This is a genomic window from Bradyrhizobium yuanmingense (assembly GCF_900094575.1).
Classification (GTDB): Bacteria; Pseudomonadota; Alphaproteobacteria; order Rhizobiales; family Xanthobacteraceae; genus Bradyrhizobium; species Bradyrhizobium yuanmingense.
The window spans coordinates 99,885-112,566 of record NZ_FMAE01000002.1; the positions used below are offsets into that span (position 1 = coordinate 99,885).

Genomic DNA, 12,682 nt, shown 5'->3' on the forward strand with positions numbered 1-12,682 from the left:
CTTCGTCGTGGAAGCTGAAGGATTGGCTCTAACCAGTCTCTCCGTCATGCCCGGGCTCGTCCCGGGCATCCACGAACTCTCTGCACAAGCCCCAAGAACGTGGATGGCCGGGACATAGGCGAGCGGAAGCGACGCCGTCCTTCGGACGGCTATGCCCGGCCATGACGAATGCAGAGCCAGCAATCCACTCACGTCACCAATAGCGGTACGGATAGTGCCACCGCGGCCAGTGGCAGACGCGGCGCGGGCCGTAATAGGTCCAGATGATCCGGCAGCGGCGCGGATAAGAGTAGGAAGGATAGTAGCCGCCGACATAATAGGGCCGGTAGAAGTGACGATGCCGGAAATGGGGGCGGTGATGGCCCCAGTGCCGGTGGACCCCGCCATATCCGCCGTGGCGAAAGCCGCCATGGCGATGGATGCCGACATGTCTGTGGTGAAAGGCCGGCGCGGCGCGGACGCCACCGCTGTGGAAACCGCGGCCGATATGCCCGCCGCCGCCGCGAAAACCGCCGCCGTGAAAATGCCCGCCGCCATGTCCACCGTGCCCGCCACGGCGAACCTGCGTGACGAGATCGTCGGTCGCGGCCTTCGTCATCGGCGACGTCGCCGGATTGATCAAGGTGAGCGCTTCAGCACGACGCGTGCTGCCGGCCGACAGCATCAGCGTCGCGGCGGCCGCAAGCCCGAGCAGGCGCATCGGGACAGCCCGGCGGCCAAACATCCTCAGCATGGAATCCTCCCTGAATCCGGACAGCAGAGCTGCGACGTCTCGGCCGCGCCATGGCCGTTCAATTGCGGTCGCTGCCGGGATCAAGTTGCGGACAGCGATGTGAACGCGCCATGAATGAACGACCCGCGGCGCCGCGATGCGACGCCGTGCCTCGCGCGATCGCAAAGCCGGCCGCCAAAGCGGCGCCTTACCAGAAGGGGCCGTAGGTGAACACAAACGGTGCCGGCACGCCGTAGGGATAGGGACGATAGTAGACAGGGCGCGCGTAGTAGCGCGGATCGCGGCGTACGGCAGGCCGCGCCATGTCATAGGTCCGCGCGTGTCGTCGTACATCGAAAACCGCAATCCCCGCAGACGCCTCCGGGACCGTCGCCCTTGGCGCGGCGGACGCGCGAGGCAGCCCAGTGGCCAGCGCGACGGCAAAGGCCCATGCGATCCATCTCGCCATCACACCCTCACGAGGTCGCCGCGAAGTCAGCCCCGGCGCCAGTAGCAGCTCACGCGCGGCACGATCACCGTGCCGCTTGGCCGGTACTCCTGCACATAGGTGGCATTGCAGACCCGGACCGCGTCGGGGCCGGGATTGTAGCGGGGATAGACGCCGTCCGGGCTGTAATAGGGCGTGATGCGCAGGCGCGGCCGCTTGCGCGGCGGGGGGACATCGTCCGGCGAGACCAGTTGGGCCATCCGGATTTCGGAACTGGCGGCCTGCGCCTCGGCGCCGACGCAAGACTGCGAAAACAACCCCATGCACAGTAGAGTCAGCGCTGTTTTCGCTCGCATTTTTCCGCCCACCCTGAACCGTCCCATCGATCGCCCCACGCTCCCCGTTTTGGCGGCGCCCGTCAACCTCGCCGCGCTTATAAAGCCAGATGCATCAGCGGGAAACCCGCGCTAAGAGGTGCTCATGTGGACGGAATTGAAAGCCCCTTCGCTGGCCGAAATGGAAGCGATGGCTCACGACGTGTTCGAGCGCCTGCCGGCGGAATTTCGCAAGCTTTGCGAGGGCGTGATCGTCCGCGTCGAGGACTTCCCGACCGAGGAGGTCCTGGACGAGATGGAATGCGAGAGCGAGTTCGACCTGCTCGGCCTGTTCCAGGGCGTCGGCCTGCCCCAGCAGAGCTCTGGCGACGTGGCACGGCTGCCCAACATGGTCTGGCTCTACCGCCGCCCGATCCTGGATTATTGGGCCGAGCACGACGAAAGTCTCGGCCACATCGTCCGCCATGTCCTGATCCACGAGATCGGCCACCATTTTGGTCTGTCGGACGACGATATGGCCGCGATTGAGGCTAAGGCGGAGTAGGACGCTCTCGGTCCACCTCTCCCCACCGGGGAGAGGTGAAATCCCGATGCCGCGCCAGTTCGGCTTCAAACCCCCTACGGCAGACTAGCCCTGCCGAATTCGGCCTAGGATTTCCGGCCCGATCGCGATAAATAGCCGGTTCCCTGAACCACGTGCGGGAAAGCGCAACCATGGACAAGTTCACCACGCTGGAAGGCGTCGCGGCGCCGCTGAAGATCATCAATGTCGACACCGACATGATCATTCCGAAGCAGTACCTCAAGACCATCAAGCGCACCGGCCTTGGCAAGGGGCTCTTCTCCGAGCAGCGCTACAAGGACGACGGCAGCGAGAATCCGGACTTCGTGCTCAACCAGCCGGCCTATCGCAACGCGAAGGTGCTGGTCGCCGGCGACAATTTCGGCTGCGGCTCGAGCCGCGAGCACGCGCCCTGGGCGCTGCTCGACTTCGGCATCCGCTGCGTGATCTCGACCTCGTTCGGCGACATCTTCTACAACAATTGCTTCAAGAACGGCATTCTGCCCATCCGCGTCACCCAAGAGGACCTCGACAAGCTGTTCGACGACGCCGAGCGCGGCGCCAATGCGACGCTGACGATCGACCTGCCGAATCAGGAGATCCGCGGCCCCGACGGCGGCAAGGTCAAGTTCGAGATCGACCCGTTCCGCAAGCACTGCCTGATCAACGGCCTCGACGACATCGGCCTCACCATGGAGAAGAAGGCCTCGATCGACTCCTACGAGGACAAGCTCAAGCGCGAGCGCGCCTGGGCCTGATCGCAAGTTTTTGTTGAGCCCCGGTGCCGCAAGCGCCGGGGCTTTTTCGTTGCCTGGATTGTCCCGTATAGATTTGCCCATGCTGCCCGAGATCGTCACCTTCTGGCATGGCCCGATGGACGCGCTGCGCCAGACCTGTCTGCGCTCGCAATTGGCTGCCGGCCACAAGGTCACGGTCTACAGCTTCGACACTATTCCCGGATTGCCGGCCGGCGTCGCGAATGCCGAGGCCGAGGCGATCCTGCCGCATGCGTTCTCCGAACGCCTGCGCCCGCCGCAGCCGGACGGCAGCTGGCGCGACTGGACCATTCTGCAGTTCAGCGACTTCTTCCGCATGAAGCTGATGGCGAAGGGCCTCGGCCTCTGGCTGGATGCCGACGTGCTGCTGTTGAGGCCGGTCGAGATCGATCCGGCCAAGCCGTACTTCGCCTGGGAGCGGCCGCGCCAGCTCGGCAATTCCGTGCTCTATCTGCCGCCCGCGCACGGCATCGTTGCCGCCTTCGCGGAGCTGATGGAGCAGGAGGAGCTGACGCCGAACTGGCTGTCGCTGCGCCATCGCATCACCTTCATGATGCGCCGTTTGCGCGGCGGCTCGAACCGGCTCTCGGATGTTCGCGTCGCGATCTACGGGCCCGCGGCACTCACCGCGCTCGCGCGCCGCACCGGCGAGCTGCAGAACGCATTGCCGAAGCAATCGTTCTATGCCGTGCATGCCGAGCCAAAGCTGTTCTTCGATCCCTCGAGCTATCTTGGCCTGGTCACCGACCCCGCCATCATCGGCCTGCACATCTCGCCGAAGGGACGCGGCGGCGAGAAGCCGATTCCCGGCAGCCTGTATGCCTGGGCGGCGGAGCGGTTCAGGTAGCTGCTGCGCAGGAGGTGCGCTCCCTCTCCCGCTTGCGGGAGAGGGTCGGGGAGAGGGTATCTCCGCAATGGGACAATCCCCCAGAGGAAAGAGCCCTCACCCGCGCCTTCGGCGCGACCTCTCCCGCAAGCGGGAGAGGTTGGCAACCCCGCTCTTTCCTGTTTGATCCAGCGCAACGCGCTTCTGCATCATTGTGCTTATCTCGCTCCAATTCCGACCGTCCGAATGGAGCTTTCCATGAGCACCGCAACCAGGCCCTACCCCATCGTCCAGGATCTCATCGAGTCCTTCGCGAACTGGGTGAAGCACCGCCGCGAGATCAACGAAATGCGGCAGCTCGACCGCGCCGATTTCGACCGGATCGCCAATGATCTCAGGATCGCGCCGGACGATCTGGAGGAACTGGTCCGTCATGGCCGGCACGCCGCCGACGAGCTGCCGAAGATGCTCGAACAGCTCGGCATCAGCAGTGAGGCGCTCGGCCGCGCGCAGCCGCTGCTGCTCCGCGACCTCGAGCGGGTCTGCTCGCTCTGCAATCACAAGGGACAGTGCGACCGCGATCTCACTGAGGGCACCGCCGCGGAGAATTACCACGGCTATTGCGCCAACGCCTCGACCCTGGAGACGCTCGAGCGTGCCGACCTCGTGCCGCGGTGAGGCATTGCGCTACTCGATCCATTTCGGCGCGTAAGCCATCCCCTGGCTTTGCGCCGTATCGTGATTGATCCAGATTTCGGCGTTCTCGACGCGTAGCAGCTCGACCACCTTGGCCATCGACGCAACCGTCGCCTGCGGGTCGGCATTGAACGACGGCACGCGCATGTGCCGGAGGTTCTCCCGGTTGTGCGCGACGTCACCGCTCAGCAGCACGGCGCCGCGCCGCGGCAGCTTCACCAGCAGCGAGCAATGCCCGGGGGTATGGCCGGGCGTGAAGATCATGCGCACCGCGCCGTCGCCAAATATGTCGTGGTCGCCATCGACAATCTCGAAAGGCCGCTCCTGCAACGCCTCGTAGTGCGGCAGTGAGTAGCCGAACTCGTCGAGGTCAGGTCCGAACATGGCTTCGAACTCGGCCCGTTGAGCGATCCATCTTGCGTTTTCGAACAGGTCGACATTTCCGATATGATCGAAATGCGCGTGAGAGAGGAGGATCGTGCCGATATCGCGGGGCCGCACCCCGATTTCATCCAATTGATCCGCGAGAGGGCGGCGCACGATGCCGCGTATGCCGTGTGCGATGATCCGTCCTTCCGGATGCTTCGCCAGCTCATCCGCTATTCCCGTATCCCAGATCAGCCACTCACCGCGGTGACGGATGAGATAGGCATTGCAGCTCAACGTCATGGGAATGCCGACATTGATACCGGGAGAGTAGATCGAACCGTCTTCGACCTCAGCAATGCCTCCGTCGAGGATGTAGATCCGGTCGATGGTCGCCATGTGAGAGCTCTTCAAGCCGCCGATTCGACGCGCCGCTTCGCCTCGCGCATGTCGCGCCCAGGCGGCATGCCGAACAATCGGCAATATTCCCGCGTGAACTGCGTAACGCTTTCGTAGCCGACCCGATGAGAGGCGGTCGCGATGCTCGCGCCATCGGCCAGCATGGTGCGGCGCGCCTCGATCAGACGCAACTGCTTCTGGAACTGAAGCGGGGTCAGCGACGTGATGCTGCGAAAGTGCAGGTGAAAGGCCGAGTGGCTCATCCCCGCGGCCTTGGCGAGCCGGTCGACACGCAAAGGTTTGGCATAGTCGGCGCGAATGATCGCAACCGCACGGCCGATCCGCTGCGCATGGCTGTCGGCCATACCGAGCGCCCTGATGGCACCACCGTGCCGACCGGCCAATAGCCAATAATGCAGCTCCCGCAGCACTTGGCTCTGGAGAATTGAGGCGGACGAGGGCCGATCGATCAGGCGCAACAACCGCAGCGCCGCATCGCTCACATCCCGCTCCGCTGGCTCGACCCGAAGCGGCTGCGACGGAACATAAGGCGCGGCCCCCATCTCGACGACCAGCCCCTCGATGACGATGGGATCGAGCTCGACGACGAGCGACAAATAGGGCACCGCGGCTGTGGCGCGCGTGATCTGGCTGACCGTCGGCACGTCGCTCGAGATCACCAGCGAATCGCCCGCACCCAGGTCGAACGACGTGGCGCCGACCGCAACACGCTTGGCACCTTGCAGCACCAAAGCGACCAGCGGCTTGGAGATCGCAAATTGGAGCGCGCTCGGCGCGGTCTCACGAATGATCGAGATGCCGGCGAAAGGCGTGCACGCAAGGCCTTTGCCGTCGGCGTGAGCTGCGGCGTAACGGCTGGCGATCTGGAGCAGCGTTTCGGTCACGGGCCCAATCTAGGCCGCGCCAAGCATGCCGGCAATTGCCGAGGGGCGATCGGGCAAGAAGACGGGAGTTTCAGGCAAGGCTGCCGCCGGCCGCATTCCTGGAGGATTGGGCAAGACGATCGGAGCATCCGGCAACACCGGATGCTCGATCACAGGCAGAAAGGCCCCACCGAAACTTCACGAGGAAGCCTCAAATGCCCACCATTTCGCTCGTCACCGGCGCCAGCCGGGGCCTTGGCCGCAATACCGCAATCGCCATCGCGCGTCACGGCGGCGACGTCATCGTGACCTATCGCAGCGGCGCCGCCGCCGCCCGCGAGGTCGTCACCGAGATCGAGGCGCTCGGCCGAAAAGCGGTCGCGCTCCAGCTCGACGTCACCTCCGTATCGACCTTTCCGGCGTTCGCCGCAAAAGTCGCGTCGGCGCTGGCGGAGCATTGGCACGCCGACAAGTTCGATCATCTCGTCAACAATGCCGGCCAGGGCGAAATGGCCGCCATAGCCGAGACGACGGAGCAGCAGTTCGACGCACTCTTCGACACCCATGTCAAAGGGCCGTTCTTTCTGACGCAGGCCTTGCTGCCGCTGCTTGGCGACAATGGCCGGATCGTCAACTTCTCGAGCGGGCTGACGCGCGTGTCTTTCCCCGGCTTCTCGGCCTATGCCGCCGCCAAGGGCGCCATCGAGGTTCTGACCGTCTACATGGCAAAAGAATTCGGCGAACGCGGCATCACCGCCAACGTCGTAGCGCCGGGCGCGATCGAGACCGACTTCCTCGGCGGCGCCGTCCGCGACGTGCCGGATTTGAACAAGCAGTTCGCGCAAATGACCGCGCTTGGCCGCGTCGGTGTGCCCGACGACATCGGGCCGATGGTCGCGAGCCTGCTCGGTCCGGAGAATCGCTGGGTTACGGCCCAGCGCATCGAGGTGTCCGGCGGCCAGACGATCTGAGTGCGGCGGCATTGGCGCACTCCGTCGCGAGGCGACGGAGTGTGCGAGCCCTCAGCCCTTCCGCATCACCGCGATCGCATCCGCGATTTCGTCACCGCTACCGTCACCGAGAAAGACCCGACCATCTGCCGGACCGCTGATGGCAGCGTACAGCAGAGCTTTCGCTTGTGCGCATCGTCGGATGGCAACGGGCGTAAATAGTATGACTGTTTGCGCGGCGAGGATGCGGGGAAAGCTCACCGCAAATATCCGTGCTTGATCTCGATTATTAGCTCTGTTTGGATCGCTGCCGTTCCGCAATTCGCATTTCGGATAATCATGGCGAATGAAACAGATGATTCCCGTCGTTCGTTGGGTGCTCGTTCAACAGAGGACACCGTGACTGCCCACCGCAAGGGCATCGGGAATCGGCTATTGGCGGCGCTGCCGCCCGCGGATCTCGCTTTGCTGACGCCCCACTTCCAGAAGGTCTCGTTCGAACCCGATGCCGTCCTGGTGCGATCGGGCGACGAACTCGACCCTGTCTATTTTCCCCATAGCGGCGCGATCGCCTTCATGCTCGATATGCCGGACGGGCAAACGGTCGCGACCAGCTTGATGGGACGCGAAGGCGCTTTGGCCTCGTTCTCCGTGCTCGGCCCCTCGCCTTCATCCGTGACCGCGATTGCCCGCACAGCCGGCACTGCATCGGTGATTTCCGCCGCCAAATTTCGCGCTGCCCATGCGCAAAGCGCAGCGATCAGGAATGTCGTGCAGGTCCACGCCCGCGCCGTGTTGCTGCAGCTCCAGCATGTCGCCGCTTGCAACGCGCTGCACCGGGTGGATGGCCGCATGGCGCGGTGGCTCCTGCAGCTTCACGACCGCGTTCCCGAGGACCTGCTTCCGGTGACGCAGGAGGCGCTGGCGCAACTGGTTGGGGTCCGGCGGACGACGGTGACTTTGACGATGAGCAAGCTACGCGAGGCCGGCGCCATCCCGTCCGAGCGGCGCGGGTTTGTCGAGATCCATCGGTCGCGGCTCGAGAGGATCGCATGCGATTGCTATGCGCTCATGCAGCGCACGATCGATCGAATGTATTGCCAGGAATTGGCGGCGCCCCAGCCTGCCGATGCGCGATTCCGGCAAAGCGCCATCGCCGCCTCCCACGGAGCAGGCGGTGAATTCAAAGCCGTTTCGCGGGCGGGACGATAGAGTGCAAAACCTGCGGCGCGTGGAGAAGTGGATCTCGCGCCTCAGCCCTTCCCCATCGCAGCGATCGCGTCCGCAATCGCGATCGTGCGCCGGGCCATGTCGGCGTGCAGGCGCTCCACCATCGCACCATCGAGGCGGATCGCGCCGCGCGAGGCGTTCTCCGGCAGTTCGAACGCCGCGATGATTTTTCGCGCGCGGGCGACTTCCTCCTCCGGCGGGGTGAAGATGGCGTTGCAAGCGTCGATCTGGGAGGGGTGGATCAGCGTCTTGCCGTCGAAGCCGAGATCGCGGCCTTGCGCGCATTCGGTGGCGAAACCGTCGGAATTTGCGATGTCGCTGTAGGGGCCGTCGAGGATCTCGAGGCCGTGCGCGCGGCTCGCCAGGATGCAATGGGTGATCATCGGGATCATCGCGGCGCGGCCCGGCAGCATCCTGATCCGCGTCTCGCGCGAGATGTCGTTCGGGCCGAACACGAAGCCCGAGAGACGGCGCGAAGGATCGCGGCCGGCGGCGGCCAGTTCCTCGGCATGCAGCACGGCGCGCGCGGTCTCGATCATGGCCCAGACTTTGACGGTCGGCCCGGCGCCGAGCTCGGCCAGCTTGCGGCCGATGGCGTCGAGATCCTCGACGCTTGAAACTTTTGGAACCAGGATGCCGTCCGGCGAGGCCTTGGCGGCCATGGCGGCGTCATCTGGCCACCAGGGCGTATCGAGGCCGTTGGTCCGGATCAGGACCTCGCGCCTGCCAAAACCCTTGGCGGCGATCGCCGCCGCAATGCCGTCGCGCGCCGCCGCCTTGGCCTCCGGGGCGACGGAATCCTCGAGATCGAGGATCAGGCCGTCGGCGGCGAGATTGCGCGCCTTTTCCAGCGCGCGCGGGTTGGAGCCGGGCATGAACAGATGGCTGCGGCGCGGGCGGGTCATGCTGGCGTTCCTTCCTGGTCTGTCGTCCCCCAGCCGATAGCATTTGGCCTGCCCATTCGAAAGGCTTGTCGGCCTTGGCGGTATGTGATTAGGCATGGCCCATGACGACATTCCCGACGCACTTGCTGGAAGGCTACAAGGCCTTCGCCACCCAGCGGCTGCCGACCGAGCAGAACCGCTACCGCGAGCTCTCGGTCAAAGGGCAGTCGCCTGAGACCATGGTGATCGGCTGCTGCGACTCCCGGGTCTCCCCCGAGGTGATCTTCGACGCTGGACCGGGCGAGCTCTTCGTTGTCCGCAACATCGCCAATCTGGTGCCGACCTATCAGCCTGACGAAGGCGCGCACGGCGTCTCGGCAGCGCTGGAGTTTGCGGTGACGGTGCTGAAGGTGAAGCACATCGTGGTGCTCGGCCACGCCCAATGCGGCGGCATCCGCGCCTTCATCGACAAGATCGAGCCGCTCACGCCCGGCGACTTCATCGGCCGCTGGATGCAGATGTTCATCAAGCCGGGCGAGGTGGTCGAGCAGCGCGAGCACGAGACCATGGCGCAATTCGTCGAGCGCATCGAGAAGGCCGCCGTGTTCCGCAGCCTGGAAAACCTGATGACCTTCCCGTTCGTCCGCAAGGCCGTTGAGAGCGGCCGGATGCAGACCCACGGCGCCTATTTCGGCGTGGCGGAGGGGTCGCTGTTCGTGCTGGACAAGGCGACTAAGGAATTCAGGAACGCACGCGAGGGATAATCCTGCCCACCCTGCGAAATGCGGGGCTATCGCATATGATTTGTGGCAGCGGGCGTGCGCACGCCTCGTCCTTCGAGACGGCGCTTACGCGCCTCCTCAGGATGAGGCTAGTCAGCGTCAGTGCTCCTTGAAACTGTTGCCGCGCACTCCGCCCTCATCCTGAGGAGCCCGCCCAAGCGGGCGTCTCGAAGGATGGCCGCAGGGAAAAACTCTCAAATGCGATAGCCCTCCTTGCGCAATAGGGCATATCGGAAGTGCAAATCCTGCCTGACGAATGGCGGACAGGCGCCTGGTTCGCTAGAGTGTTCTCCATTCGCCACTCGCCATTTGCTCCATCATGCTGATCCTTGCCATCGATACTGCGCTCGAAGCCTGCGCGGCCGCCGTTCTCGACACCGACGCCGGCGAGCTCCTCGCACGGGAATCGCAGCTGATGAAGCGCGGCCATGCCGAGGCGCTGATGCCGATGATCGCGCGCGTGATGCAATCGGCCCGCCTTTCCTTCACCTCGCTCGACCGCATCGCCGTCACGGTCGGGCCCGGCAGCTTCACCGGCCTGCGCGTCGGCATCTCGGCGGCGCGGGGCCTTGCGCTTGCGGCGAAACGGCCGGCGGTCGGGCTGACGACGCTGTCGGCCTATGCCGCTGGGGTCGTCGCCAAGAGCGGAACGGTGCCGGTGATCTCTGCGATCGATGCGCGGCACGATCACGTCTATTTCCAGATCGTCGCCGGCGACGGCAGCCAGCTGGTGCGCCCCTGTGTCGCCTCCATCGACGCGGCGATCGCGGCCTCGCAATTCGGCGCGCCGCATCTGGTCGGCAATGCCGCCGGGATCCTCGCAGGTCGCTGGCCGAAGGACGGACCGCAACCCGTCGCGGTCGACGCGCAGCCCGCGCCCGACATCAGCTGGGTCGCCTGGCTCGGCGCGGCGGCCAATCCCGACACCAATCCGGCGCGGCCGTTCTATCTGAAAGCGCCCGACGCCAAGCCGGCAGCACGGACGCTGCTCGCAGCACAAGCCGCGACCTCATGATGGGATGGCTGTCGGAGTGGTGGCGCGGCGGCACCGCCGCCGTCGAGCCCGCGACCATGCGCGATGCCGCGCGCCTCGCGCAGCTGCACGGCGCCTCCTTCGCGCACGGCTGGGGCGAAGGCGAGTTCGAGAGCATGATGAGCGAGCGCAACACGCTGGTGCATCGCTTGCGGCTCGGCCGCAAGACGATCGGCTTTGCGGTGTCGCGGATCGGCGCGGACGAAGCGGAGATTCTCTCGATCGCGGTGGACGGGGCTTATCGCGGCCGCGGCCTCTCCCGCACGCTGCTGATGACCCATCTCGGCCACCTCGCCGGGCGCGGCGTACGCACCATATTTCTGGAAGTGGAGGAGAACAACCAGCCGGCGCGGCGGCTTTACGATCGAGCCGGATTCGTGGTGGTCGGACGCCGCGATCGCTACTATAAGCAGCCCAACGGGGAACAATTGAACGCCCTTCTGATGCGGCGTGACTTGTCGTAACATCGGTGGCAGAAAGCGCCCGCCCAGGCAGACAACGCTATGACCACACTGAAACATTCTTCTGCGTCCAAGACATCCGAGATCGAGGCGCGCTGCGCCGCAACGGGCATGCGCATGACCGAGCAGCGCCGCGTCATCGCCCGCGTGCTGGCCGAAGCGATCGATCATCCCGATGTCGAGGAACTGTACCGGCGCTGCGTTGCGGTCGACGACAAGATCTCGATCTCGACGGTCTATCGCACCGTGAAACTGTTCGAGGACGCCGGCATCATCGAACGCCACGATTTCCGCGAGGGCCGCGCGCGTTACGAGCAGATGCGCGACAGCCATCACGACCACCTCATCAATCTGCGCGACGGCAAGGTGATCGAGTTCACCTCCGAGGAGATCGAGAAGCTGCAGGCCGAGATCGCCCGCAAGCTCGGCTATCGCCTGGTCGATCACCGGCTCGAGCTCTATTGCGTCCCGCTCGACGACGACAAGCCGACGTCTTGATTGGGCATGACCTGGTCGGAAAACCGCTTCACACTTTTCCGGGTCATGCCTTAATGCCCATCGACCTCATCATCTTCGATTGCGACGGCGTGCTAGTGGACAGCGAGGTGATCTCCTGTCGCGCGCATGCAGACGTGCTGACGAAGCACGGCTATCCGATCACGTCGGAGCAGGTGCTGGTCCGATTTCTCGGCGTGTCCGAGAAAGACGCGCGGCGGATGGTCGAACAGGAGATCGGCCGCAGTCTTCCCGACGATCTGGAGCAGCAGATCAATGCGGCCACGCTGCAATCCTACGCCAGCGATCTGCAGCCGATCATCCATGTCGCGGCAGCAATCGCCGCGATCGACCTGCCCAAATGCGTTGCGTCGAGCGGCACGCCGGACAAGATCCACCACGGCTTGACCTGCGCCGGGCTCTACGACCTGCTCGCCCCGAACATCTTTTCCGCCAACCAAGTCGCGCGCGGCAAGCCCGCGCCCGATTTGTTCCTCTTCGCCGCGGCGCAGATGAAGGTCCCACCCGAGCGGTGTCTCGTGATCGAGGACAGCGTCCCCGGGGTCACAGGCGCGCACGCCGCCGGGATGACCGTGCTCGGCTTTCATGGCGGCGGCCACTGCCCGCCGGGCCACGCCGAACGGTTGCGCGCCGCAGGCGCCAACCTGACATTCGACGATATGCGGCAATTGCCGGAACTGGTCCGGCGGGTTGAGGCGGACGCTCTGGCGGGCTGATTTTCGCCCAGACCGTTATTCCGGGGCACGCGTGGGCGCGTGAACCCGGAATCTCGCAGCAAAACTCTGGATTCCGGGTTCGCAACTGCGTCGCGCCCCGGAATGA

17 protein-coding genes are annotated in these 12,682 nt (G+C 65.0%); 11 read left to right on the forward strand and 6 right to left on the reverse strand.

From position 1 onward, the window contains the following. Window positions 1-193 precede the first annotated feature (193 nt). On the reverse strand, window positions 194-733 hold the full coding sequence (locus GA0061099_RS05495; RefSeq protein WP_036024552.1) for a hypothetical protein: 540 nt from the start codon (window positions 731-733) through the stop codon (window positions 194-196). Window positions 734-1,207: 474 nt separating this feature from the next. After that, a complete protein-coding gene (locus GA0061099_RS05505; protein ID WP_036024546.1) occupies window positions 1,208-1,483 on the reverse strand; it encodes a hypothetical protein in 276 nt (91 codons plus the stop codon). A gap of 157 nt (window positions 1,484-1,640) precedes the next feature. Between GA0061099_RS05505 and GA0061099_RS05510 the strand changes: the two genes are divergently transcribed. The 4 genes from GA0061099_RS05510 (at window position 1,641) to GA0061099_RS05530 (ending at window position 4,337) form a co-directional block, all read left to right on the forward strand. Continuing rightward, window positions 1,641-2,039, forward strand: a complete 399-nt coding sequence (locus tag GA0061099_RS05510; RefSeq protein ID WP_036024544.1) for a metallopeptidase family protein — start codon at window positions 1,641-1,643, stop codon at window positions 2,037-2,039. Between the two features lie 170 nt (window positions 2,040-2,209). Further along, window positions 2,210-2,815: a 3-isopropylmalate dehydratase small subunit gene (leuD, locus tag GA0061099_RS05515; protein ID WP_057026583.1), complete on the forward strand. Its 606-nt coding sequence runs from the start codon at window positions 2,210-2,212 to the stop codon at window positions 2,813-2,815. 79 nt (window positions 2,816-2,894) lie between these two features. Beyond that, window positions 2,895-3,680, forward strand: coding sequence for a glycosyltransferase family 32 protein (locus GA0061099_RS05520; protein WP_036024535.1), 786 nt, complete (start codon window positions 2,895-2,897; stop codon window positions 3,678-3,680). 237 nt (window positions 3,681-3,917) lie between these two features. Beyond that, window positions 3,918-4,337, forward strand: a complete 420-nt coding sequence (locus tag GA0061099_RS05530) for a hypothetical protein (protein WP_036008979.1) — start codon at window positions 3,918-3,920, stop codon at window positions 4,335-4,337. 9 nt (window positions 4,338-4,346) lie between these two features. Here GA0061099_RS05530 and GA0061099_RS05535 read toward each other — a convergent pair whose 3' ends face one another. Both GA0061099_RS05535 and GA0061099_RS05540 read right to left on the reverse strand, forming a co-directional pair. Further along, window positions 4,347-5,120 carry an N-acyl homoserine lactonase family protein gene (locus GA0061099_RS05535; protein ID WP_081492926.1) on the reverse strand — a complete coding sequence of 258 codons (774 nt, stop codon included), beginning with the start codon at window positions 5,118-5,120 and terminating at the stop codon, window positions 4,347-4,349. A gap of 11 nt (window positions 5,121-5,131) precedes the next feature. Further along, the gene (locus GA0061099_RS05540) at window positions 5,132-6,025 is read right to left on the reverse strand and encodes an AraC family transcriptional regulator (protein ID WP_036024533.1); all 894 of its coding nucleotides are present in this window, start codon (window positions 6,023-6,025) and stop codon (window positions 5,132-5,134) included. Between the two features lie 194 nt (window positions 6,026-6,219). On the opposite strand from GA0061099_RS05540, the gene GA0061099_RS05545 reads away from it, so the two are divergent. Then, complete coding sequence (locus tag GA0061099_RS05545) at window positions 6,220-6,975, forward strand: SDR family NAD(P)-dependent oxidoreductase (protein ID WP_036008930.1); 756 nt, start codon at window positions 6,220-6,222, stop codon at window positions 6,973-6,975. A 51-nt stretch (window positions 6,976-7,026) separates the two neighbouring features. On the opposite strand, the gene GA0061099_RS39805 is transcribed toward GA0061099_RS05545, so the two are convergent. After that, window positions 7,027-7,215: a hypothetical protein gene (locus GA0061099_RS39805; protein WP_141697564.1), complete on the reverse strand. Its 189-nt coding sequence runs from the start codon at window positions 7,213-7,215 to the stop codon at window positions 7,027-7,029. A 138-nt stretch (window positions 7,216-7,353) separates the two neighbouring features. On the opposite strand from GA0061099_RS39805, the gene GA0061099_RS05550 reads away from it, so the two are divergent. Further along, the gene (locus GA0061099_RS05550) at window positions 7,354-8,166 is read left to right on the forward strand and encodes a Crp/Fnr family transcriptional regulator (RefSeq protein WP_036024531.1); all 813 of its coding nucleotides are present in this window, start codon (window positions 7,354-7,356) and stop codon (window positions 8,164-8,166) included. A 41-nt stretch (window positions 8,167-8,207) separates the two neighbouring features. Here the strand turns inward: GA0061099_RS05550 and GA0061099_RS05555 are convergent, their stop codons facing one another. After that, window positions 8,208-9,089 (reverse strand): HpcH/HpaI aldolase/citrate lyase family protein, encoded by an 882-nt coding sequence (locus GA0061099_RS05555; RefSeq protein ID WP_036024530.1) that lies wholly within the window; start codon window positions 9,087-9,089, stop codon window positions 8,208-8,210. Window positions 9,090-9,190: 101 nt separating this feature from the next. Here GA0061099_RS05555 and GA0061099_RS05560 point away from each other — a divergent pair, with 101 nt between their 5' ends. From GA0061099_RS05560 to GA0061099_RS05580, 5 genes are all read left to right on the forward strand, one after another. Next, entirely contained in the window at window positions 9,191-9,832 is a 642-nt protein-coding gene (locus tag GA0061099_RS05560) for a carbonic anhydrase (RefSeq protein WP_036008941.1), read from the forward strand. 337 nt (window positions 9,833-10,169) lie between these two features. Next, window positions 10,170-10,865, forward strand: coding sequence for a tRNA (adenosine(37)-N6)-threonylcarbamoyltransferase complex dimerization subunit type 1 TsaB (tsaB, locus tag GA0061099_RS05565; RefSeq protein WP_036024529.1), 696 nt, complete (start codon window positions 10,170-10,172; stop codon window positions 10,863-10,865). Next, window positions 10,862-11,347: a ribosomal protein S18-alanine N-acetyltransferase gene (gene rimI / locus GA0061099_RS05570; RefSeq protein WP_036008947.1), complete on the forward strand. Its 486-nt coding sequence runs from the start codon at window positions 10,862-10,864 to the stop codon at window positions 11,345-11,347. The genes tsaB and rimI overlap by 4 nt, the downstream gene beginning before the upstream one ends. Window positions 11,348-11,386: 39 nt before the next feature. Then, complete coding sequence (locus GA0061099_RS05575) at window positions 11,387-11,842, forward strand: Fur family transcriptional regulator (protein WP_036024527.1); 456 nt, start codon at window positions 11,387-11,389, stop codon at window positions 11,840-11,842. A gap of 53 nt (window positions 11,843-11,895) precedes the next feature. Continuing rightward, window positions 11,896-12,576, forward strand: a complete 681-nt coding sequence (locus tag GA0061099_RS05580) for an HAD family hydrolase (protein ID WP_036024524.1) — start codon at window positions 11,896-11,898, stop codon at window positions 12,574-12,576. The last annotated feature ends 106 nt before the right edge of the window (window positions 12,577-12,682 follow it).

Excerpts from the sequence above, each read along its gene's own strand:
- GA0061099_RS05495 (WP_036024552.1), bottom strand. The coding sequence starts at position 733 with ATGCTGAGGATGTTTGGCCGCCGGGCTGTCCCGATGCGCCTGCTCGGG.
- GA0061099_RS05505 (WP_036024546.1), bottom strand. The coding sequence starts at position 1,483 with ATGGGGTTGTTTTCGCAGTCTTGCGTCGGCGCCGAGGCGCAGGCCGCC.
- GA0061099_RS05510 (WP_036024544.1), top strand. The coding sequence starts at position 1,641 with ATGTGGACGGAATTGAAAGCCCCTTCGCTGGCCGAAATGGAAGCGATG.
- leuD (WP_057026583.1), top strand. The coding sequence starts at position 2,210 with ATGGACAAGTTCACCACGCTGGAAGGCGTCGCGGCGCCGCTGAAGATC.
- GA0061099_RS05520 (WP_036024535.1), top strand. The coding sequence starts at position 2,895 with ATGCTGCCCGAGATCGTCACCTTCTGGCATGGCCCGATGGACGCGCTG.
- GA0061099_RS05530 (WP_036008979.1), top strand. The coding sequence starts at position 3,918 with ATGAGCACCGCAACCAGGCCCTACCCCATCGTCCAGGATCTCATCGAG.
- GA0061099_RS05535 (WP_081492926.1), bottom strand. The coding sequence starts at position 5,120 with ATGGCGACCATCGACCGGATCTACATCCTCGACGGAGGCATTGCTGAG.
- GA0061099_RS05545 (WP_036008930.1), top strand. The coding sequence starts at position 6,220 with ATGCCCACCATTTCGCTCGTCACCGGCGCCAGCCGGGGCCTTGGCCGC.
- GA0061099_RS05555 (WP_036024530.1), bottom strand. The coding sequence starts at position 9,089 with ATGACCCGCCCGCGCCGCAGCCATCTGTTCATGCCCGGCTCCAACCCG.
- GA0061099_RS05560 (WP_036008941.1), top strand. The coding sequence starts at position 9,191 with ATGACGACATTCCCGACGCACTTGCTGGAAGGCTACAAGGCCTTCGCC.
- tsaB (WP_036024529.1), top strand. The coding sequence starts at position 10,170 with ATGCTGATCCTTGCCATCGATACTGCGCTCGAAGCCTGCGCGGCCGCC.
- rimI (WP_036008947.1), top strand. The coding sequence starts at position 10,862 with ATGATGGGATGGCTGTCGGAGTGGTGGCGCGGCGGCACCGCCGCCGTC.
- GA0061099_RS05575 (WP_036024527.1), top strand. The coding sequence starts at position 11,387 with ATGACCACACTGAAACATTCTTCTGCGTCCAAGACATCCGAGATCGAG.
- GA0061099_RS05580 (WP_036024524.1), top strand. The coding sequence starts at position 11,896 with ATGCCCATCGACCTCATCATCTTCGATTGCGACGGCGTGCTAGTGGAC.